This is a genomic window from Pseudomonas sp. ADAK7, from assembly GCF_012935675.1.
In the GTDB taxonomy this organism is placed as follows: domain Bacteria; phylum Pseudomonadota; class Gammaproteobacteria; order Pseudomonadales; family Pseudomonadaceae; genus Aquipseudomonas.
This window is the reverse complement of record NZ_CP052861.1, coordinates 1,469,926-1,491,482: the sequence shown is the minus strand read 5'-3', so window position 1 is coordinate 1,491,482 and position 21,557 is coordinate 1,469,926. Positions and strand designations below refer to the sequence as shown.

The 21,557-nt window shown below is 62.0% G+C and carries 23 protein-coding genes; 12 read left to right on the top strand and 11 right to left on the bottom strand.

Translation table 11 applies throughout. The annotated features are described in order from the left end of the window. Positions 1–46: 46 nt before the first annotated feature. The gene (locus HKK53_RS06800) at positions 47–433 is read right to left on the bottom strand and encodes a DUF2946 domain-containing protein (protein WP_169370140.1); all 387 of its coding nucleotides are present in this window, start codon (positions 431–433) and stop codon (positions 47–49) included. A 94-nt stretch (positions 434–527) separates the two neighbouring features. Here HKK53_RS06800 and HKK53_RS06795 point away from each other — a divergent pair, with 94 nt between their 5' ends. Continuing rightward, a complete protein-coding gene (locus HKK53_RS06795; RefSeq protein WP_169370139.1) occupies positions 528–965 on the top strand; it encodes a DUF3995 domain-containing protein in 438 nt (145 codons plus the stop codon). A 126-nt stretch (positions 966–1,091) separates the two neighbouring features. Here HKK53_RS06795 and HKK53_RS06790 read toward each other — a convergent pair whose 3' ends face one another. The 7 genes from HKK53_RS06790 to HKK53_RS06760 form a co-directional block, all read right to left on the bottom strand. Further along, a complete protein-coding gene (locus tag HKK53_RS06790; RefSeq protein ID WP_169370138.1) occupies positions 1,092–1,454 on the bottom strand; it encodes a Na+/H+ antiporter subunit G in 363 nt (120 codons plus the stop codon). Beyond that, positions 1,451–1,729, bottom strand: a complete 279-nt coding sequence (locus HKK53_RS06785; protein ID WP_133836076.1) for a K+/H+ antiporter subunit F — start codon at positions 1,727–1,729, stop codon at positions 1,451–1,453. Before HKK53_RS06785 ends, HKK53_RS06790 begins: the two co-directional genes overlap by 4 nt. Further along, positions 1,726–2,214, bottom strand: coding sequence for a Na+/H+ antiporter subunit E (locus HKK53_RS06780; RefSeq protein WP_169370137.1), 489 nt, complete (start codon positions 2,212–2,214; stop codon positions 1,726–1,728). Before HKK53_RS06780 ends, HKK53_RS06785 begins: the two co-directional genes overlap by 4 nt. After that, the gene (locus tag HKK53_RS06775) at positions 2,211–3,896 is read right to left on the bottom strand and encodes a monovalent cation/H+ antiporter subunit D (RefSeq protein ID WP_169370136.1); all 1,686 of its coding nucleotides are present in this window, start codon (positions 3,894–3,896) and stop codon (positions 2,211–2,213) included. Before HKK53_RS06775 ends, HKK53_RS06780 begins: the two co-directional genes overlap by 4 nt. Then, positions 3,893–4,237, bottom strand: coding sequence for a Na+/H+ antiporter subunit C (locus HKK53_RS06770; protein ID WP_007986256.1), 345 nt, complete (start codon positions 4,235–4,237; stop codon positions 3,893–3,895). Before HKK53_RS06770 ends, HKK53_RS06775 begins: the two co-directional genes overlap by 4 nt. Then, positions 4,237–7,173 (bottom strand): monovalent cation/H+ antiporter subunit A, encoded by a 2,937-nt coding sequence (locus HKK53_RS06765; protein ID WP_169370135.1) that lies wholly within the window; start codon positions 7,171–7,173, stop codon positions 4,237–4,239. Before HKK53_RS06765 ends, HKK53_RS06770 begins: the two co-directional genes overlap by 1 nt. Before the next feature lie 215 nt (positions 7,174–7,388). Further along, entirely contained in the window at positions 7,389–8,396 is a 1,008-nt protein-coding gene (locus tag HKK53_RS06760) for a DMT family transporter (protein ID WP_178117481.1), read from the bottom strand. 15 nt (positions 8,397–8,411) lie between these two features. Here HKK53_RS06760 and HKK53_RS06755 point away from each other — a divergent pair, with 15 nt between their 5' ends. The 11 genes from HKK53_RS06755 to HKK53_RS06705 all read left to right on the top strand — a co-directional run bounded on the left by HKK53_RS06755 (position 8,412) and on the right by HKK53_RS06705 (position 19,546). Beyond that, positions 8,412–8,975, top strand: a complete 564-nt coding sequence (locus HKK53_RS06755) for a helix-turn-helix domain-containing protein (RefSeq protein ID WP_169370133.1) — start codon at positions 8,412–8,414, stop codon at positions 8,973–8,975. Between the two features lie 158 nt (positions 8,976–9,133). Next, positions 9,134–10,327, top strand: coding sequence for an SfnB family sulfur acquisition oxidoreductase (locus tag HKK53_RS06750; RefSeq protein ID WP_169370132.1), 1,194 nt, complete (start codon positions 9,134–9,136; stop codon positions 10,325–10,327). Between the two features lie 10 nt (positions 10,328–10,337). Then, positions 10,338–10,775, top strand: a complete 438-nt coding sequence (locus tag HKK53_RS06745) for an acyl-CoA dehydrogenase (protein WP_169370131.1) — start codon at positions 10,338–10,340, stop codon at positions 10,773–10,775. Further along, entirely contained in the window at positions 10,775–12,178 is a 1,404-nt protein-coding gene (locus tag HKK53_RS06740) for an LLM class flavin-dependent oxidoreductase (RefSeq protein WP_169370130.1), read from the top strand. The genes HKK53_RS06745 and HKK53_RS06740 overlap by 1 nt, the downstream gene beginning before the upstream one ends. Positions 12,179–12,354: 176 nt before the next feature. After that, on the top strand, positions 12,355–13,260 hold the full coding sequence (locus HKK53_RS06735) for an acyl-CoA synthetase (protein WP_169370129.1): 906 nt from the start codon (positions 12,355–12,357) through the stop codon (positions 13,258–13,260). Beyond that, complete coding sequence (locus tag HKK53_RS06730; protein ID WP_169370128.1) at positions 13,257–14,033, top strand: ABC transporter ATP-binding protein; 777 nt, start codon at positions 13,257–13,259, stop codon at positions 14,031–14,033. The genes HKK53_RS06735 and HKK53_RS06730 overlap by 4 nt, the downstream gene beginning before the upstream one ends. Beyond that, positions 14,033–14,914 (top strand): branched-chain amino acid ABC transporter permease, encoded by an 882-nt coding sequence (locus HKK53_RS06725; RefSeq protein ID WP_169370127.1) that lies wholly within the window; start codon positions 14,033–14,035, stop codon positions 14,912–14,914. Before HKK53_RS06730 ends, HKK53_RS06725 begins: the two co-directional genes overlap by 1 nt. Before the next feature lie 4 nt (positions 14,915–14,918). Beyond that, positions 14,919–15,968: a branched-chain amino acid ABC transporter permease gene (locus tag HKK53_RS06720; protein WP_169370126.1), complete on the top strand. Its 1,050-nt coding sequence runs from the start codon at positions 14,919–14,921 to the stop codon at positions 15,966–15,968. Between the two features lie 25 nt (positions 15,969–15,993). Beyond that, the gene (locus HKK53_RS06715) at positions 15,994–17,334 is read left to right on the top strand and encodes an ABC transporter substrate-binding protein (protein ID WP_169370125.1); all 1,341 of its coding nucleotides are present in this window, start codon (positions 15,994–15,996) and stop codon (positions 17,332–17,334) included. A gap of 3 nt (positions 17,335–17,337) precedes the next feature. Then, positions 17,338–18,105 (top strand): ABC transporter ATP-binding protein, encoded by a 768-nt coding sequence (locus tag HKK53_RS06710; protein WP_169370124.1) that lies wholly within the window; start codon positions 17,338–17,340, stop codon positions 18,103–18,105. 13 nt (positions 18,106–18,118) lie between these two features. After that, on the top strand, positions 18,119–19,546 hold the full coding sequence (locus HKK53_RS06705; RefSeq protein WP_169370123.1) for an FAD/NAD(P)-binding protein: 1,428 nt from the start codon (positions 18,119–18,121) through the stop codon (positions 19,544–19,546). 163 nt (positions 19,547–19,709) lie between these two features. Here HKK53_RS06705 and HKK53_RS06700 read toward each other — a convergent pair whose 3' ends face one another. The 3 genes from HKK53_RS06700 to HKK53_RS06690 all read right to left on the bottom strand — a co-directional run bounded on the left by HKK53_RS06700 (position 19,710) and on the right by HKK53_RS06690 (position 21,422). Continuing rightward, on the bottom strand, positions 19,710–19,955 hold the full coding sequence (locus HKK53_RS06700) for a hypothetical protein (protein WP_169370122.1): 246 nt from the start codon (positions 19,953–19,955) through the stop codon (positions 19,710–19,712). A gap of 169 nt (positions 19,956–20,124) precedes the next feature. Beyond that, positions 20,125–20,508 (bottom strand): hypothetical protein, encoded by a 384-nt coding sequence (locus tag HKK53_RS06695; protein WP_169370121.1) that lies wholly within the window; start codon positions 20,506–20,508, stop codon positions 20,125–20,127. Between the two features lie 173 nt (positions 20,509–20,681). Further along, complete coding sequence (locus tag HKK53_RS06690) at positions 20,682–21,422, bottom strand: response regulator (RefSeq protein ID WP_169370120.1); 741 nt, start codon at positions 21,420–21,422, stop codon at positions 20,682–20,684. Positions 21,423–21,557: the final 135 nt, after the last annotated feature.

Below are 21,557 nucleotides of genomic sequence, written 5' to 3'. Positions count from 1 at the left end.
ACGTCACGCGTTAGCGCAGCGGGCTGATCGGTAAAGGCGAAGAAAGTCAGGCCAAAGGTGGGGCGCGGGGATTGGCCGAAGGCCAGGTGTAGCGGGCAGGCAGGTCAATGCTGGCGACGACGGCCAATGGTGGGCTGTGTTGTTGCGGGAGAATCGCCAGGGTCAGGCTGGAATTGAGCGCCGGACCCATGCCGCCAGTGGAGCACAGCGGGCAGCCGAAGGCCTTGGACAGGGTCGGCAACTTCTCTTCGGAGGTGTTTGACGAGGCGGGTGCCTGGGTCGCGGGGTCCACGGCGCAGAACTGGCCGCCAAGACCGTTGAGCTGCATCCCGACCATCTGCCCGTGACCGATACTGCAGGCGAACACATTGAACAGGACGCAGCAATAAAGCATCCAGGCCATCAATGTGCGATCAGTTCGGGCGAATTTCATGGGGCGGCACTTTACCACCGTCGATACATTTGCCCTTACAAAAATGCGCGAGGAAGTTCATCCTGCTGCGACATTTAACGCTGGATGTCTGAATATGAGCCTAATGGTCGCGCAATGGATGGCTGCAATCTTCCTGTTGATCAGCCTGATTCACGTGTATTGGGCGGCAGGTGGAAAGCTCGGAAGCGAGGCGGCGGTGCCGCGCGTGCCTGGGGAGGGCGGTGGAGAATCAAGGCCGGCGTTCAAGCCTTCGGGCTTTACCACGTTGCTGGTCGCGGTGGGCTTGCTGCTGATTGCGATGCTGGTGTGTTTGCGGGTCGGCCTGTATCTGCCGACGGTGCAGCATTGGTCGCTGCAATGGGCGATCAGTGCCATTGCGATGCTGATGTTTGCCCGGGCGATTGGTGATTCGAACTTGATGGGGTTCTTCAAGCAGGTCAAGGGCTCGAAGTTTGCCCGGCTCGATACCTGGGCGTATTCGCCGTTGTGTGTGGTGTTGGGGGCGGGGTTGTTGGCGGTAGCCTGGATCTAAAAGCTTCGCGGGCAAGCCTCGCTCCTACAGGATTCGTGTTGAATCACACATTTGTGAACAACCCAAACCTGTAGGAGCGAGGCTTGCCCGCGAAGAAGCCCGCCCAAACACAGCGAGACTCTGAACTTAACCCTCGATTTCGGTGTGGCGACTACTCACCTCAGCCGGCACATCATCCCCCGCCATGCGCTTGCGAAACAACGCCGCCCGCGCCAGCAGCAGCGTGGTCACCGGCACCGTGATCGCCAACAGAATCGGTATCAGCCAGGCATGCAGCACCGGCGCGGACTTGAGTGCTGAAAAGTAGATGATCGACGCCAACGCCACGCACCACGCGCCCAAAGTCGAGGCCAGGGCCGGCGGGTGCATGCGCTGGAAGTAATCCTTCATCCGCACTAGCCCCACCGCGCCGATCAGCGCAAACAGACTGCTGAGCACCAGCAGGATCGCGACCGGAATCTCGATCCACAACGACAGTTCGCCAGTCATTCGATCACCTCGCCACGCAGCAGGAATTTGGCCAGGGCAAACGAGCCGACGAAGCCGAACAGGGCGATCAGCAGCGCTGCCTCAAAGTAAGTGTCACTGGCATAACGAATGCCCAGGGTCAGCATCATCAGCATGGCGATGATGTACAGGTAATCCAGCGCCAGAACCCGGTCCTGCGCCGATGGGCCCTTGAACAGCCGGATCAGCGTCAGCACCATCGCCAGGGAAAAAATGAACAGGCTCAGCAGGATCGCGTTCGACAGCAAGGCGCTCATTCGAAAATCTCCATCAAGGGCCGCTCGTAGGTCGTCTTGAAGTGTTCGATGAACGACGCTTCGTCATCCAGATCGAACACGTGCAGCAACAAAATGCTGCGGTCCAGCGACAGTTCCGACCACACCGTGCCGGGCACCACCGTGCAGATCATCGACAGCGCGGCGAGGCCATTGGCGTCGCGCAAGTCCAGCGGGACCTTGATGAACGCTGAGCGCGGTAGCCGGCGACCGGCATTCAAAACGCCCCAGGCGACCGCAAGGTTGGACACCACCACGTCGCGACCGACCAGGAAAAACAAGCTGACAATCACCCCCGGCCGCCGAATGCGGATCGGCAGCGGCCGCAATTTGCGCATCATCAACGGTGCGCAAAACCCTAAGGCTGCGCCCAGCAGCAGGTTGCCGGGGCTCAGCGACAGGTTCAGCAGCAGCCATAACAGCCACAGAGCCAGGGACAACCACGGTGCGGGAAACAGGCGCTTCATGGTTGCACCTCCGCCATCGCAGCCTTGGCTTCAGGGCTGGGAACCGCGCGGGTGCCGAGCACCGCCATGACGTATTGCTGCGGGTTGTTCAACGCGTCCGCAGCCGCCTGGGTGTAACGCAGCAGCGGTTCGGCCTTGAAAGTCAGGGCAATGCTCAGCCCCAGCAGGACAATGATCGGCACGCATTCAAAACGTCGCAGCAGCGGCGACGGCCGTTCTTCCGGGGTCCAGAAACGCTGGATACCCAGGCGCGAGAACGCAATCAGCGAGGCCAGCCCGGACAGGATCAGCAACGCCAGCAAGCCCCAGGCCGCGTTCGAGATCGGCACGTCGCCGCTGTTGCCAATGCCCAACGGGTTGAGCAGCGCGCTGAGCAAACCCAGCTTGCCGATAAATCCTGAGAGCGGCGGCATGCCGACGATCAGCAGCGAGCAGGCAATGAAACTCAAACCGAGGAAGGCCATGGTCCAGGGAATCACCTGGCCGACCACGGCTTTCTGTTCGTCGTCGAGGTTGATGCCTTTGGGCGGTTGCAGGGATTCCATCGGTCGTGGCAGCAGGTCACCGTCGTCGTACAGCGGCATCTCATTGACCGAACGGGAGCGCTCGATCAACTCGGCCAACAGGAACAGCGCGCTCAGCGCCAGGGTCGAGCTGACCAGATAGAACAACGCCGCACCAATCAGGTTCGGCTGGGCGAAACCGATGGCCGACAGCAGAATCCCCGCCGACACCAGAATGCTCAGGCTGGCCATGCGTTCCAGGCGTTGCGCCGCCAGGATCGCCACCGCAGCGCAGACGATGGTTGCCATGCCGCCGTAGATCAGCCAGTCGCCGCCAAAGTACGCGGACGCCCCGGCCTGACCGGAGAACAGCAGCGTCCACAACCGCAATAAGGTGTAGACGCCGACCTTGGTCATGATCGCGAACATTGCCGCCACCGGCGCACTGGCGGCGGAATAGGCCGGCACCAGCCAGAAGTTCAGCGGCCACATCCCGGCCTTCGCCAGGAACGCCACCGCCAGAATCGCCGCGCCGGCATGCAGCAGGCCGCGATCGGCTTCCGGCACCAGCGGGATTTTCAGCGCCAGGTCGGCCATGTTCAAGGTGCCGGTGACGCCATAGATCAGCGCCGCGCCAATCAGGAACAGCGACGAAGCCAGCAGGTTGATCGAGATGTAATGCAGCCCCGACGACACCCGCGCCCGACCCGAACCGTGCAACATCAGGCCGTAAGAGGCGGCCAGCAGCACTTCGAAGAACACGAACAGGTTGAACAGATCGGCGGTCAGGAAGGCGCCGTAAAGGCCCATCATCTGAATCTGGAACAACGCGTGGAAGCTTGAACCGGCACCATCCCAGCGGGCCATGGCGAACAGCAGGGCGCTGACGCCGATGACACCGGTCAGCACCAGCATCATCGCCGACAAACGATCGACCACCAGCACAATGCCGAACGGCACCTGCCAGTTACCCGGCAGGTACACGCCGATGGAGCCAGGCACGCCGGTGCTTTGTGTCCATTGCAGCAGCATCACGGAAATGCCCAGCCCGACCAGGCTGGAGAACAGGTTGATCTTGGCTTTCAGCGGCCGGTGTTTCTCGCCGAGCATCAACATGATCGCGGCGGTCAGCAGCGGCAGCAGAATCGGTGCGGCGATCAGGTGCGTCATCGCATTCATTCTTTAGGCTCCCGGCCATCCACATGGTCGGTGCCGGTCAGGCCCCGGGAGGCCAGCAGCACCACCAGGAACAACGCGGTCATGGCGAAGCTGATGACGATCGCGGTCAACACCAGCGCTTGCGGCAGCGGATCGGTGTAATGCAGCAAATCCTGGGGCACGCCGTCCTTGATGATCGGCTCCTTGCCGATAAACAGGCTGCCCATGCTGAAGATGAACAGGTTGACGCCGTAGGACAGCAGGCACAGGCCCATGACCACCTGGAACGTCCGTGGCCGCAGGATCAGCCAGACACCCGACGCGGCCAGGACGCCGATGGCGATTGCGATGACTTCTTCCATCAGACGGCTCCTTTGGCGGCAACGGATCGGGGCAGGGCAGCAGATTTCGGTTGCGCTGCCGTTTTGTGACCCCGGACCGATTGGTGGGCAATGGCGGTGAGCATCAACAGGGTTGAGCCGACCACCACCGCGTACACGCCGATGTCGAAGAACAGCGCGCTGGCGATGTGAATGTCGCCCAGCACCGGCAATGAGAAATGCAAGGTGTGGGTGGTCAGGAACGGATACCCGGCCGCCATCGCCCCCAGTCCGGTGACCGTGGCGAACAGCAGCCCGGTACCCATCCAGCGCAGTGGCCGCAGGCTCATTTGCGCCTCGACCCACTGCGTGCCGGCGACCATGTATTGCAGGATAAAGGCGACCGACATCACCAACCCGGCAACAAAACCGCCGCCCGGTTGGTTGTGACCACGCATGAACAGGTAGAACGACACCACCACGGCAATCGGCAGCAACAGGCGCACCAGCACCGCCGGCACCATCATGAAACCGAGGGCGGTGTCGCTCGCCTGGCGCGGGTTGACCAGGTCGGTGACTACGTCCGGCGCGAGCAACCGCTGCTGGGCCGGCAGTTGCAGGCTTTCTTTCGGTGGGCGGAAACGACGGAGCAGGGCGAACACGGTCAGCGCCACGGCCACCAGCACGGTGATTTCACCGAGGGTGTCGAAGCCGCGGAAGTCCACGAGCATCACGTTGACCACGTTGCTGCCGCCGCCTTCTGGCAGGGCGCGGCTGAGGTAGAACGAGGAAATGTCGTTCGGTGTCTGCCGCGTCAGCATCGCGTAGGCCAGCAACGCCATGCCGCCACCGACCACGGTCGACAGCAGCAAGTCACGGATACGGCGGATGCGCGCTTTGCGCAGGCTGCTCGGCAACGGTGACACCTCTTCGATTCGCCGCGGCAACCAGCGCAGGCCCAGCAGGATCAGGACCGTGGTCACCACTTCGACCACCAGTTGCGTCAGGGCCAGGTCCGGCGCCGAGAACCAGACGAAGGTCACGCAGGTCATCAGCCCGCACACGCTGACCATGGTCAGGGCGGCGAGACGGTGATACTTGGCCTGCCACGCCGCGCCGAGGGCGCAGGCAATCGCCAGCAGCCAGAGGATCACGAACACGATCGAGCCCGGAATCTTCGGCCGGTCGCCCCAGCTCAGGCTGCTGTGGAGCATCGGGATCAGCCCGGCCAGCACAGCGGCGAGTACCACCAGGAACAGCTGGGTTTGCAGGCGTTTGGTACTGATCCGCCGCTCCAGGCGCCGGGCCAGGCGCATCATCACCACCAGGCTACGCTCGAACAGGCGCTTGCCGTTGAAGCGGCCAATGATGGGCGGGTACTTGAAGCGGCCGCGCTTGAGTTGATTACGCAGCAACAGGTAGAGCACGATGCCGCACGACATGGCGACCAGGCTCATGATCATCGGCGCGTTCCAGCCGTGCCAGATCGCCAGGCTGTACTCAGGCAACGTGCCGCCGACCACGGGCAGGGCCGCCGCCGCGAGCAATGGGCCGACCACTTGCGCCGGGAAAATGCCGACGATCAGGCAAGTGAACACCAGCAACTCCACCGGCGCGCGCATCCAGCGTGGCGGTTCGTGCGGGGTGTGCGGCAGGTCGGTCGCGGGTGGGCCGAAGAACACGTCGACGGTGAAACGCAGGGAGTAGGCGACGCTGAAGGTGCCGGCGATGGTCGCCACGATCGGCAAGGTCATTTCGACCCAGGCCGTGGCGTTGATGAACACGGTTTCGGCGAAGAACATCTCTTTGGAAAGGAAACCGTTGAGCAACGGCACGCCGGCCATCGAGGCGCTGGCGACCATCGCCAATGTGGCGGTGAACGGAATCAGCTTGATCAGGCCGCTGAGTTTGCGAATGTCCCGGGTGCCACTCTCGTGGTCGATGATCCCGGCGGCCATGAACAGCGAGGCCTTGAAGGTGGCGTGGTTGAGGATGTGGAACACCGCGGCCACGGCCGCCAGCGGACTGTTCAGGCCCAGCAGCAGGGTGATCAGGCCCAGATGGCTGATGGTCGAGTAGGCCAGCAGGCCCTTGAGATCGTTCTGGAACATCGCGCAATACGCGCCGAGCAACAGGGTGCAGGCCCCGGCCCCGCCGACGATGTAGAACCATTCTTCACTGCCGGACAGCGACGGCCATAGCCGTGCCAAAAGGAAAACCCCGGCCTTGACCATGGTCGCCGAGTGCAGATAAGCCGAAACCGGAGTCGGCGCCGCCATCGCGTGGGGCAGCCAGAAGTGGAAGGGGAATTGCGCGCTTTTGCTTAAGGCGCCGATCAGGATCAGGGGGAGCAGGATAGGGTAGAGGGCATGTGCGCGAATCAGATCGCCGGCGGCCAGGACCTTGTCCAGGTCATAGCTGCCGACCACATGGCCGAGCAGCATGACCCCCGCCAGCAGGCACAAACCCCCGGCACCGGTGACCATCAGCGCCATATAGGCGCCGCGCCGAGCATCGGCACGGTGGTGCCAGTAGCCGATCAACAGGAACGAAAAGAGGCTGGTCAGCTCCCAGAAAAACACGATCTGGATCAGGTTGCCGGAGATCACCAGCCCGAGCATGGCGCCCATGAACGCCAGGAAAAACGCGAAGAACCGCGGCACCGGATCGTCCGGCGACATGTAGTAGCGGGCGTACAACGACACCAGCGTACCGATGCCCAACACCAGCAGCGAGAACAGCCAGGCAAACCCGTCCATGCGCAAGACGAAGTTCAGCCCCAGGCTCGGTAGCCAGAAGAACTCTTCGCGGATCACGCCGCCATGGGCGATTTGCGGGTACAGGAGGGCGACCTGGATGGTGCCAATCAAAGCCACCAGGCCAGCCAACAGCGATTCGGTGTTACGCGCGTTGTGTGGCAGCAAAGCCGCGACACAGCTGCCGATAAAAGGCAGAAGCAGTAGAACTATCAGGGACATAGGCTTCTAATCTGCGGAAGTTTGTGAAGCATCATACGTGCCAGCTCTCGGATCGCAAAACGCCAACGTGTGGCAGGATCCTACAAGGTAGGCGGGATAGCCTGATTGTGCTCGTTCCCATGCTTTGTGTGGGAATGCCTCATTAGACGCTCTGCGTCAGCTTTTGGGACGCGGAGCGTCCGGGGCTGCATTCCCACGCCGGAGCGTGGGAACGATCAGTGCTCTGTTTCGCGCTTCAGATCATCCTCAACCTCAGCGACTGCCTTACCCTTGGTCTTCAACTCACTGACAATCACCGCCGCCACAATCAACCCCGCCCCCAGCAACGCAATCGCTGGCAAACGCTCCCCGGCCAGACGCCCGACAATCCCGGCCCACACCGGCTCACCGGCATAGATCAATGTCGCCCGGGTTGGTGAAACACTCTTCTGCGCCCAGTTCATCGCCACCTGGATCGCCGCACTGGCCGCACCCAGGCCCAGGGCGCTGCCCAACAACAGCCAGGAGAAGTGCGGGATCGCTTCCTGCGTAGGAACCACCATCAGAAACGCCAGCATCGAGGTGACCGCCAATTGCACCACCGTCACCCGACGCACATCGACCTGGCCCGCATACGTGCTGATCAGAATGATTTCAGCGGCAATCGCCACGGTGCTGATCAGCGTGGCGATTTCGCCGGGGCTGAAATCCAGCGAAGCACCGGAAGGCCCGGACAGCATCATCAACCCGGTGAAGGCCAGCATGATGCCAATGCTTGGCATCAATCCTGGACGCTTGCCGAAGACCATCCATTGCAGCAACGGCACAAACGGTACGTACAACGCGGTAATAAAAGCCGACTGACTGCTGGGAATCGTCTGCAACCCCACGGTCTGCAAGCCGTAACCGAGCATGATCGCCACACCAATAAAAGACCCGGCCTTGAGCTCCAGCAACGTCAACGCCCGCAGGCTGCGCCAGGAAAACAGCGAGACAATGCACGCCGCCGCAGCAAAGCGCAGGCCGACGAAAAACATCGGGCCACTGACGGTCATCGCATGCTGCACCAGCAAGAACGTCCCGCCCCAAACCATGGTAATCAGCACCAGCACGCACTCGGCCTTGCTGAACCGCGAAAAACGAGAAGAAGCCTGGGGGGAATTCACCGACGTCATGACCTTGCGCGCTACCTGAGGTGGACGCACAATGCGCCCGAAGTTGCGCAGTATACTGCCCAACCCCATCGAGTGAGCAATATAGTGCACAAAGATTCTCCGCCCCGGGCTTCGGTCCTCCAGCACGTCAGCCAGAACGTCAAACGGCTGCGCCACGCCGCCGACATGAGCCAGACCGCCCTGGCCGAAAAGTCCGGGGTCAGCCGGCGCATGCTGGTGGCCATTGAGGCCGGCGAGAAAAACGTCAGCCTGACCACCCTCGACCGCGTGGCCGAAGCGCTGGAGGTGGCGTTCAGCGACCTGATCCAGGCCCCGGACGCCCGCGACCCGAGTCGCATCAACGAAGTGGCTTGGGCCGGGACCATCCCCGGCAGCAAAGCCGTTCTACTCTCCAAAGCCACCGCCACCCGCGAGGTGGAACAATGGGAATGGTGCCTGCAACCAGGAGAGATTTATCCATCGCAACCGGATGCCGACGGCTGGAGCGAGCAGCTCTACGTGTTCGAGGGCTGCCTGACCCTTATGCTGGGCGACACGCCCCACGAAATTGCCGCTGGCGAGTTTTATATGTTTGCCAGCAACCAGCCTCATACCTATCGCAATGACGGGAAAGTGGCGGCGCGGTTTGTGCGTAATGTGGTGATCTGACTGTTTCCAGGCCAACAGTGGATGAACACTTTGCTGTTTTTAAGCTTCAAGTTTTTCTTGGATGGCTATGCAAGGCATTGAAATAAAAGGTTTTTAATATCAGGCACGACTCCTGCAAAAGGTCTTGGGTATTCACCCGGAACCACGGAGTCGGCCCCATGACCACCTCACCCAACACCGCCCATGTCATCCGCTCGGACGCCGAAGCCATCGCCGTCGCGCACAGACTCGCAGCACGTTTCGCCGTCGAGGCCAGCGTTCGCGACCGCGAGCGACGCCTGCCGGTGGCTGAGCTGGACGAATTCTCCGCCAGTGGCCTGTGGGGCATCACCATTCCCAAGGCATACGGCGGCGCCGGCGTGTCCTACGTGACCGTCGCCGAGGTAATCAGGATCATTTCCGCCGCCGATTCGTCCCTCGGCCAGATCCCGCAGAATCATCTCGGCGTGCTCGACATCCTGCTGCAAACCGCCACCGAAGAGCAGAAGCGCTACTACTTCGGCAAAGTCCTGCAGGGCTACCGTTTCGGAAACGCCTTTTCCGAATCCAAAAGCAAAAACGCCGGGGCGTTTGAAACCCGCATTCGTTTCGATCAGGACACCGCGCAACTCGACGGCGAGAAGTTCTACTGCACCGGCGCGTTGTTTGCGCACATTGTGCCGGCGGTGGCGGTGGATGAAGACAACAAGGCGTTCATCGCCTTCATCGAGCGCGACAACCCGGGCCTGACGGTGATCGACAGCTGGGACGGTTTCGGCCAGCGCACCACCGCCAGCGGTGGCGTCACGTTGAACGCGGTGAAAGTCCCGCGCAGCGCGGTCATCCCGGCGCACAAAGCCTTCGACGAACCCACCGCCGACGGCCCGATCTCGCAAATCATCCAGGCCGCCGTCGACACCGGCATCGCTGTCGGTGCTCTGGAAGAAACCAAGCGTTACGCCCGCGAATCCCGGCCGTGGATCGACAGCGGTAACGATCACGGCTGGCAGGACCCGTTCAGCATCGCCGCCATCGGCGACCTCGAATGGCGGGTCCACGGCACCGAAGCCATTCTGAAAAAGGCCGGCCAGGCCATCGACCAGGCCTTGATCAGCCCCAACGAAGACACGGTCGCCCACGCCTCAGTGGTGGTGGCCCAGGCCAAAGTCCTGTCCGCCGAAATCGCCTTGCTCGCCAGCAGCAAACTCTTCGAACTGGCCGGCACCCGCTCGGTGCTCGGCAAGTACAACCTCGACCGCCACTGGCGCAACGCCCGGACCCACACCCTGCACGACCCGGCACGCTGGAAATACCACCTGATCGGCAACTACCTGCTCAACGGCGTGAAGCCCGCGCGCCACGCCTGGAACTGAGGAGCCCACCATGAACGCCTTGACCCAACCGATTGCTGCCAACGAGCCCCTGGCCAAAAGTCAGCACGACTTGCACAACGCCCGCAGCCTGCTTGATGCGACCTTGCGTTTCGTCCGCCAACAAGCTCAGGCCACGGATGATCCCTATGTCATCAGCCGCTTCGGCGATTTGCACATTCGCATCGAAGTCGCTGCCGCACTGTTGGAACGTGCCGAAGACTTTCTGCACAGCGCCGAGGACGACACGGAAATCAGCGTCGCCATCGCCGAGTCGCACCTGGCCAGCGCCGACGCCCTGAATGCCGTGAGCAACGCCGAATTTGAACTCACCGGCCAACGCACCGCGCTGCATGGCTCGCTGCATGATCCACTGCGCTGGAAACTCCATCTCATCGGCAATTTCCGCCTTAACGGCATCCATCCTCCAAGTTTCAGGAGCGTCGTTTGATGGCTCGCCAAATTCGACTCAACGCGTTTGACATGAACTGCGTCGGCCATCAGTCGCCGGGTTTGTGGGCGCATCCCCGGGACCGCTCCTGGCAGTACAAGGACCTCGAATACTGGACCGATCTGGCGAAAATCCTCGAGCGCGGCAAGTTCGATGGCCTGTTCATCGCCGACGTGCTTGGCATCTACGACGTCTACAACGGCAACGGTGACGCGGCGATCCGCCAGGCAGCGCAGGTGCCGGTCAACGATCCGCTGCAACTGATCCCGCCGATGGCGCTGGTCACCGAGCATCTGGGTTTCGGCCTGACTGCATCGTTGTCCTTCGAGCATCCGTATCCGTTCGCCCGACGCCTCTCGACCCTGGATCACCTGACCAAGGGCCGCGCCGGTTGGAACATCGTCACCTCGTATCTGGAAAGCGGCGCGAAGAACCTCGGGCAGAAAAACCAGACCGAGCACGACGCCCGTTACGACTTCGCCGAAGAGTACCTGGAGGTTTGCTACAAGCTCTGGGAAGGCAGTTGGGAAGAGGGCGCGATCCTGCGTGATCGTGAGCGACGGGTCTTCAGCGACCCGAGCAAAATCCACGAGATCCAGCACGTCGGCAAGCACTTCCAGGTGCCAGGGATTCACCTGTGCGAACCGTCGCCGCAGCGCACGCCCGTGTTGTATCAGGCCGGCGCGTCGAGTCGCGGCAAGCAGTTTGCCGCTGAGCATGCCGAGTGCGTGTTTGTCGCGGCACCTTCGAAAGTGCTGCTGAAGAAAACCGTGGCGGATATCCGTCGTAGCGCGGCTGAAGCGGGGCGCGATCCGAAGAAGATTCTGATCTTCAACTTGCAAACGGTGATCCTCGGCGAGACCGATGCCAAGGCCAAAGCCAAGTTCGAGGAATACAAAACCTGGGTCAGCTACGAAGGTGCGATGGCGTTGATTTCCGGCTGGACCGGGATTGATTTCAGCCAGTTCAAACCGGATGAACCGCTCAAGCACGTGCACACCAACGCGATTCAGTCGGCGGTGGAAGCGTTCTCCACGGCGGACCCGAACAAGGTCTGGACCCCGAATGAATTGGCCGATTGGGTCGGGATTGGCGGGTTTGGGCCGTTGTTTGTCGGCAGCCCGGAAACCGTTGCTGACCTGTTGCAAGAGTGGGTCGAGGACACCGACGTGGACGGCTTCAACCTGGCCTATGCGCTGACCCACGAAACCTTCATCGACGCCGTGGAATTGCTGGTGCCGGAGTTGCAGAAGCGTGGGGTGTACAAGACCGAATACGCGCCGGGGACCTTGCGCGAGAAGTTGTTTGGCGAAGGGCCGCGCTTGCCGGAGATTCACCCGGGGGCGGGGTATCGGGACCTGGCGGCGTTGCGGCAGCAGGAGAAGAAGGTGGTGTCGGCGTGATGATCGTTCCCACGCTCCGCGTGGGAATGCATCCCGGGACGCTCCGCGTCCCCAGCTCCAACAGCGGACGCAGAGCGTCCATGGCGGCATTCCCACGCAGAGCGTGGGAACGAGCAGATGAAGAGCCAGCCCAGCGGACCACCGCACGCTTTTTCCCATGAACAGGAGGTCACCCCATGAGCGTGCACGAACTCAAGCGTCCGCCCACCGCGGACACTGCCGAATGGCAAGTCAAGGCGCCCCAGGCTCTGGAACAGTTGCGCCACTGGGGCCAGGTCAGTCCGCTGCAAACCGCGCTGCGGCATAAGCGTCACGGCCAGTGGTTTGCCTGGCGCTGGATCGATGCCTTGCGCGATGTCGAGCGGCTGGCCGATGGCCTGCGCCAGCAGGGTTTTACCGAGGATTCACGGCTGGCCCTGAGCGGTGCTTTCGAACCGGATCTGTTGCTGTTGGCGCTGGCGGCGAGGCATGTCGGCGGTGAAGTACTGACGCTGCCCGACACCCTCGATGCGGAGTCACTGCACAAAGCGCTATGGCGCAGCCGTCCCACCCACGCCTTCATCCAAGGACGGCAAACCCGACAACTGTGGCTCAACCACGGCCAATCACTGCTGAATTTCGCCGAACTGCTCGGCCCGGTGGAGCCGCCGCAACGTCTGCGCCTCGGCCTCGCCGGCGCCCAGCTCTGGAGCGAAGAGGGCAGCGATTGGCAGGACGGCCTGACGGTGGTGCTCGATCAATGGCTGGCCAGCGGCCAACCCCTGGCTTTTCCGGAAAGCCCCGGCAGCGCCAGCCGTGATCGCCGGGAAGTGGCGCCGTCCGGACTGCTGCTATCCGCCGAACGCCTGCAACGTCTGGCCGATGAAATCGAAAGTCGCCTTGCCCCGCAAAACACCTGGCGCCGACGTCTCTGCGACTGGGCCATCGCTCACCCGGAAAAACCCCTGCAACGCCTGATCAAGAACCGCGTCCGCCGCCTGCTGGGCTTTCACAACCTGCATTTCATCTGGCAAGCCCCCCGCACCCCTGACGCTCAACCCGCGCCAACCTGGCTCGCCGAATTCAAACGGGACATCGCATGAGCTCGACCGATTCCATCCTGCAAGTCAGCGGCATTTCCCTGTCGTTCAAAGGCGTGAAGGCGATCAATGAATTGTCCTTCGACGTGCGCCGGGGCGAGATCTGCGCATTGATCGGCCCCAATGGCGCCGGCAAGAGTTCGCTACTCAATGTGCTGAACGGCGTGTACCCGTTCGATGCCGGCGCCATCGTGTTCGAGCAACAACCGTTCAAACGCATCGACCCGCTGACCGCCGCCCGCCGGGGCATCGGGCGCACGTTTCAGAACAACGCGCTGTTCAAGAAAATGAGCGTGATCGACAACGTCCTCACCGGCCTGTCCCGGCACTTGCGCAGCAGCTTTATCGAGCAGGCGCTCAACCTACCGCGTGCCCGCCGAGAAGCCGCAGACTTCCGCCAGCAGGCCCAAGGCATTCTCGAATTCCTCGAACTGCAAGCCCACCGCGACGTGCCGGTAGGCAATCTCTCCTACGGCCTGCAAAAACGCGTAGAGCTGGGCCGCGCCTTGATCGCCGGCCCGCGCCTGTTGCTGCTCGACGAACCCATGGCCGGGATGAACGCCGAAGAGAAACACGAAATGGCCCGGTTCATCGCCGACATCAACCGCGACCTCGGCACCACCGTCGTGCTGATCGAACACGACATGAGCGTGGTCATGGGCCTGTCCGACCACGTCGTGGTGCTCGATTACGGACGCAAGGTCGGCGATGGCACACCCGCCGAAGTGCAGGCCGATCCCGACGTGATCGCGGCGTATCTGGGAGTGGTGCACTGATGACGTTCTTCTTCGAAACCCTGCTCGGCGGTTTGCTCGCCGGCACCATGTATTCGCTGGTCGCCATCGGTTTTGTGCTGATCTACAAGGCCAGCGGCGTGTTCAATTTTGCCCAGGGCTCGATGCTGCTGTTCGCCGCGCTGACCTTCGTCAGCCTGCACGACCAGGGCGTGCCATTTGCCTTGGCGCTGTTGCTGACTGTCGTGGTGATGATCATCGGCGCGTTGCTGATCGAACGGCTGGTGCTGCGGCCCCTGGTCAACCGTTCGCAAATCACCTTGTTCATGGCCACCCTTGGACTGTCATTCATCATCGAAGGGCTTGCCCAGGGTTTGATGGGTTCGCAGGTGCGGGCGCTGGATCTGGGCATCGATGACGTGCCGCTGTTTATCGGCGGGATGATGGTCAGCCAGTTCGACCTGATCGCCGCTGCTGCCGCCATCGTGCTGGTGACGGTGTTGGCGCTGCTGTTCAACAAGACCCGGATCGGCGTGTCCCTGCGCGCGGTGGCGGATGACACCACTGCGGCGTTGTCGATTGGCATCAACCTCAATCGCATCTGGCAGATCGTCTGGGCGGTGGCCGGCGTGGTCGGGCTGGTCGCCGGATTGCTCTGGGGTGCGCGCCAAGGGGTGCAGTTTTCCCTGTCGCTGGTGGTGCTCAAGGCCTTGCCAGTGCTGATCATCGGCGGCTTCACCTCGATTGGCGGGGCGATTGTCGGCGGGCTGATCGTCGGTGCGGCGGAGAACCTTGCCGAGGTCTACATCGGCCCGTTGATCGGCGGCGGCATCACGCCGTGGTTCGCTTATGTCCTGGCCCTGGCCTTCCTCTACATCCGTCCCGCCGGTCTGTTCGGCGAGCGCGCCATCGAGCGAGTCTGAACCCATGTCGATTTCCCTTGCCCGCGAAACCGCGCCATCGCTGTTGGTCCAGCGCCGTGTACCGTTTGCCTTGCTTGGCCTGTTGTTGATCGCTTTCGTCATCGTGCCGCTGACTGGCAACGACTATTGGCTGAACGCGATTCTGATCCCGTTCCTGGTGCTGTCCCTGGCCGGGCTCGGCCTCAATTTACTGACCGGTTATACCGGCCAGACGTCGGTCGGTGCGGCCGGGTTCATGGCGGTTGGCGCCTTTGCCACTTATGGTTTTCTGCTGCGCTTGCCTGAATTGGGTTTGCCGGTGGCGCTGCTCGGCGGCGGATTGATCAGCGCCGTGGTGGGTTTCGTGTTCGGTTTGCCGAGTTCGCGGATCAAGGGTTTTTACCTGATGGTCACCACGCTGGCCGCGCAGTTTTTCCTTGAGTGGCTGTTCGTCAAATTCCCCTGGTTCTACAACTACGGCTCGTCCGGGACCATTTCCGCGCCGAAACTGGCGCTGTTCGGCCATGACCTCAATACCCCCGTCGGCCGCTATTTGCTGACCCTGACCACGGTGCTGCTGTTGACCTGGGTCGCGGTAAACCTGGTGAAAAGCCAGATCGGTCGCAACTGGATGGCGATCCGTGACATGGACACCGCCGCCGCCGTGATCGGCATCCCGGTGGTGCGCTACAAACACCTGGCGTTTGCCGTCAGCTCGTTCTACCTCGGCATCGCCGGGGCGCTGTGGGCCTTTGCTTACCTGGGCACCGCCAGCGCCAGCAGTTTCGATATCAATCGCTCGTTTCAGATCCTGTTCATCATCATTATCGGCGGCATGGGCAGCATCGCCGGCAACTTCGTCGGCGCGGCGTTTATCAGTCTGCTGCCGATCCTGCTCAGCCACGCCGGGCAAGCCATGTTCGGCGGTTCGGTGGACGCCGGGCAACTACAGAACCTGCAAAAAATCATCTTTGGCGTGCTGATCATCCTGTTCCTGATCAAGGAACCGGAAGGCCTGATTCGCCTGCTGGGCAACCTTCGTGAACGGCTGAGCCACTGGCCGCTGCGCTTCTGAATTCCTATCTGAATAGAGAGACAACATGCGTGCAACCTTGAAACGTTCCTTGCTCGGTGCGGCCCTGACGCTGGCGGTGTTCAGCAGTGCAGTGCCGCTGGTCCAGGCCTCGGCGGACCAGCAGTTCTTCCCGTTGGCCACCTACCGGGTCGGTGCCTACGCCTCCAGCGGCGTGCAGGTGTGGGCCGGGATGCTCGACTACCTGAACTACATCAACGAGGTGGAAGGTGGGATCAATGGCGTGAAACTGGTCTGGCAGGAATGCGAGACCGAGTGGACGGCGGAGAAGGGCATCGAGTGCTATGAGCGCTTCAAGAACGGCCTGGATGGCGCCCCGGTGGCGATCTATTCGCCCAACGGCGCCCCGGCGGCTTACGCCCTGAGCGAGCGCGCCGAGGTCGACAAAATCCCGCTGATCACCCTTGGCTACGGTCGTACCGAAGCCACCGACGGCACGGTGTTTCCCTACAACTTTCCGGTGATGCTGACCTTCTACAGCGAGGCATCGAGCCTGATCAACTACATCGCCCAGCGCGAGGGCGGCTTCGACAAACTCAAGGGCAAGAAGATTGCCACGGTCTATCACGACTCGGCTTACGGGCGCGAAACCCTGGGGCCGTTGAAACTGTTGGCCGAGAAATACGGCTTCGAAAATATCCAGATTCCGGTGGCGGATCCGGGCAACGAACAGTCGTCGCAATGGCGGCAGATTCGCCAGGTCAACCCAGATTGGGTGTTCTTGCGCACTTGGGGCGTTTCCACGCCGGTAGCGGTGAAGACCGCAGCACGTTTCGGCTTCCCGGTGGACCATATCGTCGGCGACATCTGGGCCAGCTCCAGCGAAGACGTATTGCCCGCCGGTGCCGCCGCCAAAGGCTATCTGGCGCTGACACCATACCCGGCCGGCACCGACTTCGAGATCCACAAACGCCTCAAGCAGTACATCCTCGACAAGGGCAAAAGCGACCTCAAGGACCTGAAGAATTTCGGCAGCGTCTACTACAACTCCGGGTTGGTGAACGCGGCGGTAATGGTCGAAGCGATCCGCACCGCCCAAGGCAAGTTCGGCAAACGTCCGCTCAACGGCGAGGAAGGCCGCTGGGGCCTGGAACACTTGAATATCGACGATGCGCGGCTCAAGGACATGGGCTACTTCGGGTTGATGCAGAACCTCAAGTTGTCGTGCAAGGATCATGAGGGCGGCGGTTCGGCGCGGGTGCAGCAGTGGGACGGCGCCAACTGGACGCTGATCAGCGACTGGATTGCGGCGGATCGCGCCTTGCTGCGGCCATTGATCGATGAAAAATCCGCGGCGTTCGCCAAGGAAAAAGGCCTGACGCCACGCACCTGCACCGGGGATGAATAAGCCATGAGCCAAACCGCCAGCGACATCGCCGCCCATGACCTGTTGCTGGTCAAGGACATCGAAGTGATCTACGACGGCACGATCCTGGCGGTGGCCGGGGTCTCGCTGACGGTGCCCAAGGGCGGCATCGTCGCGTTACTCGGGGCCAACGGCGCCGGTAAAAGCACCACGCTCAAGGCGATTTCGGGGCTGGTGCGGGCCGAGCGGGCGGAGGTCAGTCGCGGCAGCATCGAGTTTTTCGGGCGTGATCTGGCCGGAATCGATCCGAGCGAGCGGGTGCACCAGGGCATGGTCCATGTGCTGGAGGGTCGGCACGTGTTCCCGCAATTGACGGTGGAGGACAACCTGCGCAGCGGCGGGTTTGTCCGGCGCTTGAGTCGCCAGGACCTGGCCCGTGACCTGGAGCGCATCTACGCCTGGTTCCCCCGCCTGAAAACCAAGCGCAAGACCCAGGCCGGCCTGACGTCCGGCGGCGAGCAGCAGATGGTCGCCATCGGTCGTGCGTTAATGACGCGTCCTACTTTGGTACTGCTTGATGAACCTTCCATGGGTTTGGCGCCTATTATCGTCCAGGAGATTTTCGAGATCGTCGCCCAGCTCAATCGCGACGAGCAGGTGAGCTTCCTGATTGCCGAGCAAAACATTAATGTGGCGCTCAAGTATGCGTCCCAGGCTTATGTGCTCGACACCGGACGGGTCGTATTGTCCGGCAGCGCCGAAGAGCTGCTGGCCCGAGGCGATTTGCACGACTTTTATCTAGGCAAACATTGACCGTGAGATTGCGATGAATCAAACCCCCAGCGGACAGGCGACCGACGCCATCCGCCACGCAGACATCCTGATCATCGGCGGCGGCCTCAGCGGCGCGATGCTGGCGGCGCAACTGTTGCGTTTACCCGGCAAGCGTTCAGTGCTGGTGATCGAACCCCGTGCCGAACTGGGCCGGGGCGAGGCGTATAGCGCGGTCGAATTGGGCCACACGCTGAACGGCAATGCGGCGCGGATGAGCGTCGACCCGGACAACGCCGATGACCTGACCCAATGGCTGACCGATTACATCGCCGCTGGCGGCTGGCCGGAGTCGGACGAGCAGCATGTGCCGGTCAGCGAGTTGTTTCCGCCACGGGGGATTTTCGGCTTGTATGTGCAGCAGCGTCTGGCGGAAGCGCAGACGGTTGGGGCGGTGAACGGCTCTTCGGTTGAGCACGTACGGGCCGAGGCGGTGGACCTGCAAGCCTTCGATGATTGCGTACGGTTGAGTTTGAGCGACGGGCAGCAGTTACAGGGCGCTTTTGCAGTGCTGGCCACGGGGATGTTCCCTGCGGCACGTACGCCGCAGACCGAATCCAGCGGCTTGAATGCGGCAGCGCTGGACCCGTGGGACGTGGCCGCCATGCGACAACTTGACCCGCAATCCACCGTGCTGATCATCGGCTCGGGCCTGACCATGGTCGATGCCGTGGTGTCGCTGGAACAGGCCGGGCATCGCGGGCCCATCGAAGTGTTTTCCCGGCATGGATTGCTGCCGCATGTCCGGCGCCAGCCGCCGGCGTGGGTGGATTTTCTGGCCGAGGATCACAGCATTCGCACGCCGCGCCAGTTGCTGCGCGAGCTGCGTCGGCATTGCCGGGACGCCGTCGCCCAGGGCATCGATTGGCAATCGCCGCTCGACACCGTGCGCGCGCACATTGGCCGCTTGTGGAATCAGGCGACGGACGTGCAGCGCCGGCAGTTTGTGCGGCACGTGCGGCCGTGGTGGGAAAGTCATCACCATCGTTCGCCACCGTTGAGCGCGGAGTTGGTGGAACGGTTGCACGGGGAAGGGCGGTTGCGGATTCAAGCGGCGTCGTTCAAGGGGCTGGAGCCTTCGGTGAACGGTGGCGTGAACATTCGTATTCGGCGGCGTGGCGAAGCGCAAACCGTGGTGGTCAGCGGGGCTGCGCTGATCAACTCCAGCGGCATCGAATACGACTGGCGCCGGGTTGCCCGACCGTTGCCACAGCAGTTGCTGGCGCGTGGGCTGATCAAACCGGGACCGTTGGCGCTGGGGATCGCTGCGGCAGTGGATGGTGCGGTGCTCGATGCCGACGGACAGGTCGCCCAACGGTTGTTCGCCATGGGCCCGCCGTTGCGCGGCATGTGGTGGGAGAGCACGGCGGTGACGGATGTGGCGAGCCAGGCCAAGGCGTTGGCGGCGCGGCTAGCGGGTTAAAGCGCTTGATAGATTTTCAGTCAAACAAAAAACCTGTGGCGAGGGAGCTTGCTCCCGCCGGGCTGCGAAGCGGCCCCCAAAGAAGGGGACTGCTGCGCAGTCCAACGGGAGCAAGCTCCCTCGCCACAGGTGCGGTGTCAGACTTGACTAAACCACACGACACTCAAGCATCGATCCGCTGATACTTCGAACCGAACTCAGGACGGTTTTCCGCGACGAAGAGTTTGGTTTGTTCGGCGTTCTGTTGCAGGTTGACGCTGCCTTTGCGCTCGGTGTCGACGCCAACGGTGTTGACGTTCTGGGCGGCCGGGTGGCCGACTTTCACGGCGGCAATGGCTTGTGGTGCGGCGTACGCCGAAGTGGCGCCAAGGACGGTAAGGGCGAAGGTAAGACCGATGAGGTTTTTCATGATGTTGCTCCAGAGAGTGGGAAGAAGATGTCGCCACTCTAGTGCTGGAGCGTGGCGATGAAAAAACACCCTGACGCATAGTCGATATCGAGCGTGTTGATCCAGCGTAAAACCCCTGTGGGAACAGGCTCGTTCCCACAGTAGATTTCGGGCGTGTTGTAGATCGTGATCAGTAGCGCTGATATTTCGAGCCGAATTCCGGACGGTTTTCCGCAACCACGACACCGCCGCGTACTGCATTGCTCGGGCTGATCAGCGCCACCCGTTCGCGCAGTTCTTGCAGACGGTCGGCGCCACCTTCGGCCACGCGGTTCTGGATCAGGCGATCGGAACCACCTTCAGCCACACGCTCACGCAACGCTTGCAAACGATCGGCACCGCCTTCAGCGACGCGATTCTGTTGCAGGCGATCCGAGCCACCTTCCACCAGCAGTTGCTGGGTCGAGGTGTGCGACACCGCTTGGGTGTTGGCCGAAGCCAGGTTCGACAGACCGAGGCCGCCAACCAGTGCCAGACCGAGTGCCAGGGACGAGACTTTCGAGAAGTTGAACATGGGTGATTCTCCGTGCGTTTAAGTTGAGTGAGTCAGCAGCACCGAGTGGGTCAGTGCTATCTGGTGGTCACAGTTAAACGCCGGGGTGTATCGGTGATGTGTGCCGCAACGCCACGAAATCGGCTGCTTCGTATCTATCGCGGGTTCTTATACAGACGGATACAAAACGCCTTTCATGTTTGCTCGCCGAGCAATTCCACCGGATAGGAAAACACATAGCCTTCGCTGCGCACGGTCTTGATGTAGGTCGGTTCCCGGGAGTCATCCAGCAGCCGCTGGCGCAGGCGGCTCACCAGCAAATCGATGGAGCGGTCGAACAGGTCGGCATCGCGGCCCTGGGTCAGGTTGAGCAACTGGTCGCGGCTGAGCACCCGTTGCGGGTGATCGAGGAACACCCGCAGCAGGCGGTATTCGGCGCCGCTGAGGGCGACCATGGTGTCGTCTTCGTCGAGCAAGTGGCGGGCGCTGGTGTCCAGGCGCCAACGGCCAAAACCCAGGAGCCGGCCGGTTTCGGTGATCAGCAGGTTCGGCGGCAGCATGCGGGTGCGGCGCAGCACGGCGTTGATCCGCGCCAGCAGTTCGCGGGCGGCGAAGGGTTTGGTCAGGTAATCGTCGGCGCCCATTTCCAGGCCGAGGATGCGGTCGGTTTCATCGTTGCGCGCGGTGAGCATCAGGATTGGCGTGGCTTTGTGCTTGCCCGAGCGCAATTCCCGGCACAGCACCAGGCCGTCGTCGCCGGGCATCATGATGTCGAGCACGATCAGATCGACTTGATTGGATTCCAGGAAATGCCGCATCTGCCGGCCGTCGGCGACTACGGTGGTGCGCAGGCCGTTTTTCTTCAGGTAATTGCCGACCAGCTCGCGGATCTCGCGATCGTCGTCGACAATCAGAATGTGGTTCACATGTTCCATTGCCCAACCCTCTTATTATTTGCTCGTTGGCATTTTAGGGAGCGACGGCCTGCTTGCCCATGGGCTTTGTATCACACTGTATCCGGGGCCCTGTTTGACACCTTACGCCTTAATAGCGGGGTTTTTACGACACAT

Coding starts and splice junctions, on each gene's coding strand:
- HKK53_RS06730 (WP_169370128.1), top strand. CDS start 13,257: ATGAGCTCGACCGATTCCATCCTGCAAGTCAGCGGCATTTCCCTGTCG.
- HKK53_RS06690 (WP_169370120.1), bottom strand. CDS start 21,422: ATGGAACATGTGAACCACATTCTGATTGTCGACGACGATCGCGAGATC.
- HKK53_RS06700 (WP_169370122.1), bottom strand. CDS start 19,955: ATGAAAAACCTCATCGGTCTTACCTTCGCCCTTACCGTCCTTGGCGCC.
- HKK53_RS06790 (WP_169370138.1), bottom strand. CDS start 1,454: ATGACTGGCGAACTGTCGTTGTGGATCGAGATTCCGGTCGCGATCCTG.
- HKK53_RS06705 (WP_169370123.1), top strand. CDS start 18,119: ATGAATCAAACCCCCAGCGGACAGGCGACCGACGCCATCCGCCACGCA.
- HKK53_RS06800 (WP_169370140.1), bottom strand. CDS start 433: ATGAAATTCGCCCGAACTGATCGCACATTGATGGCCTGGATGCTTTAT.
- HKK53_RS06785 (WP_133836076.1), bottom strand. CDS start 1,729: ATGAGCGCCTTGCTGTCGAACGCGATCCTGCTGAGCCTGTTCATTTTT.
- HKK53_RS06795 (WP_169370139.1), top strand. CDS start 528: ATGAGCCTAATGGTCGCGCAATGGATGGCTGCAATCTTCCTGTTGATC.
- HKK53_RS06745 (WP_169370131.1), top strand. CDS start 10,338: ATGAACGCCTTGACCCAACCGATTGCTGCCAACGAGCCCCTGGCCAAA.
- HKK53_RS06695 (WP_169370121.1), bottom strand. CDS start 20,508: ATGTTCAACTTCTCGAAAGTCTCGTCCCTGGCACTCGGTCTGGCACTG.
- HKK53_RS06725 (WP_169370127.1), top strand. CDS start 14,033: ATGACGTTCTTCTTCGAAACCCTGCTCGGCGGTTTGCTCGCCGGCACC.
- HKK53_RS06760 (WP_178117481.1), bottom strand. CDS start 8,396: ATGGGGTTGGGCAGTATACTGCGCAACTTCGGGCGCATTGTGCGTCCA.
- HKK53_RS06710 (WP_169370124.1), top strand. CDS start 17,338: ATGAGCCAAACCGCCAGCGACATCGCCGCCCATGACCTGTTGCTGGTC.
- HKK53_RS06720 (WP_169370126.1), top strand. CDS start 14,919: ATGTCGATTTCCCTTGCCCGCGAAACCGCGCCATCGCTGTTGGTCCAG.
- HKK53_RS06770 (WP_007986256.1), bottom strand. CDS start 4,237: ATGGAAGAAGTCATCGCAATCGCCATCGGCGTCCTGGCCGCGTCGGGT.
- HKK53_RS06750 (WP_169370132.1), top strand. CDS start 9,134: ATGACCACCTCACCCAACACCGCCCATGTCATCCGCTCGGACGCCGAA.
- HKK53_RS06735 (WP_169370129.1), top strand. CDS start 12,355: ATGAGCGTGCACGAACTCAAGCGTCCGCCCACCGCGGACACTGCCGAA.
- HKK53_RS06740 (WP_169370130.1), top strand. CDS start 10,775: ATGGCTCGCCAAATTCGACTCAACGCGTTTGACATGAACTGCGTCGGC.
- HKK53_RS06775 (WP_169370136.1), bottom strand. CDS start 3,896: ATGAATGCGATGACGCACCTGATCGCCGCACCGATTCTGCTGCCGCTG.
- HKK53_RS06715 (WP_169370125.1), top strand. CDS start 15,994: ATGCGTGCAACCTTGAAACGTTCCTTGCTCGGTGCGGCCCTGACGCTG.
- HKK53_RS06780 (WP_169370137.1), bottom strand. CDS start 2,214: ATGAAGCGCCTGTTTCCCGCACCGTGGTTGTCCCTGGCTCTGTGGCTG.
- HKK53_RS06765 (WP_169370135.1), bottom strand. CDS start 7,173: ATGTCCCTGATAGTTCTACTGCTTCTGCCTTTTATCGGCAGCTGTGTC.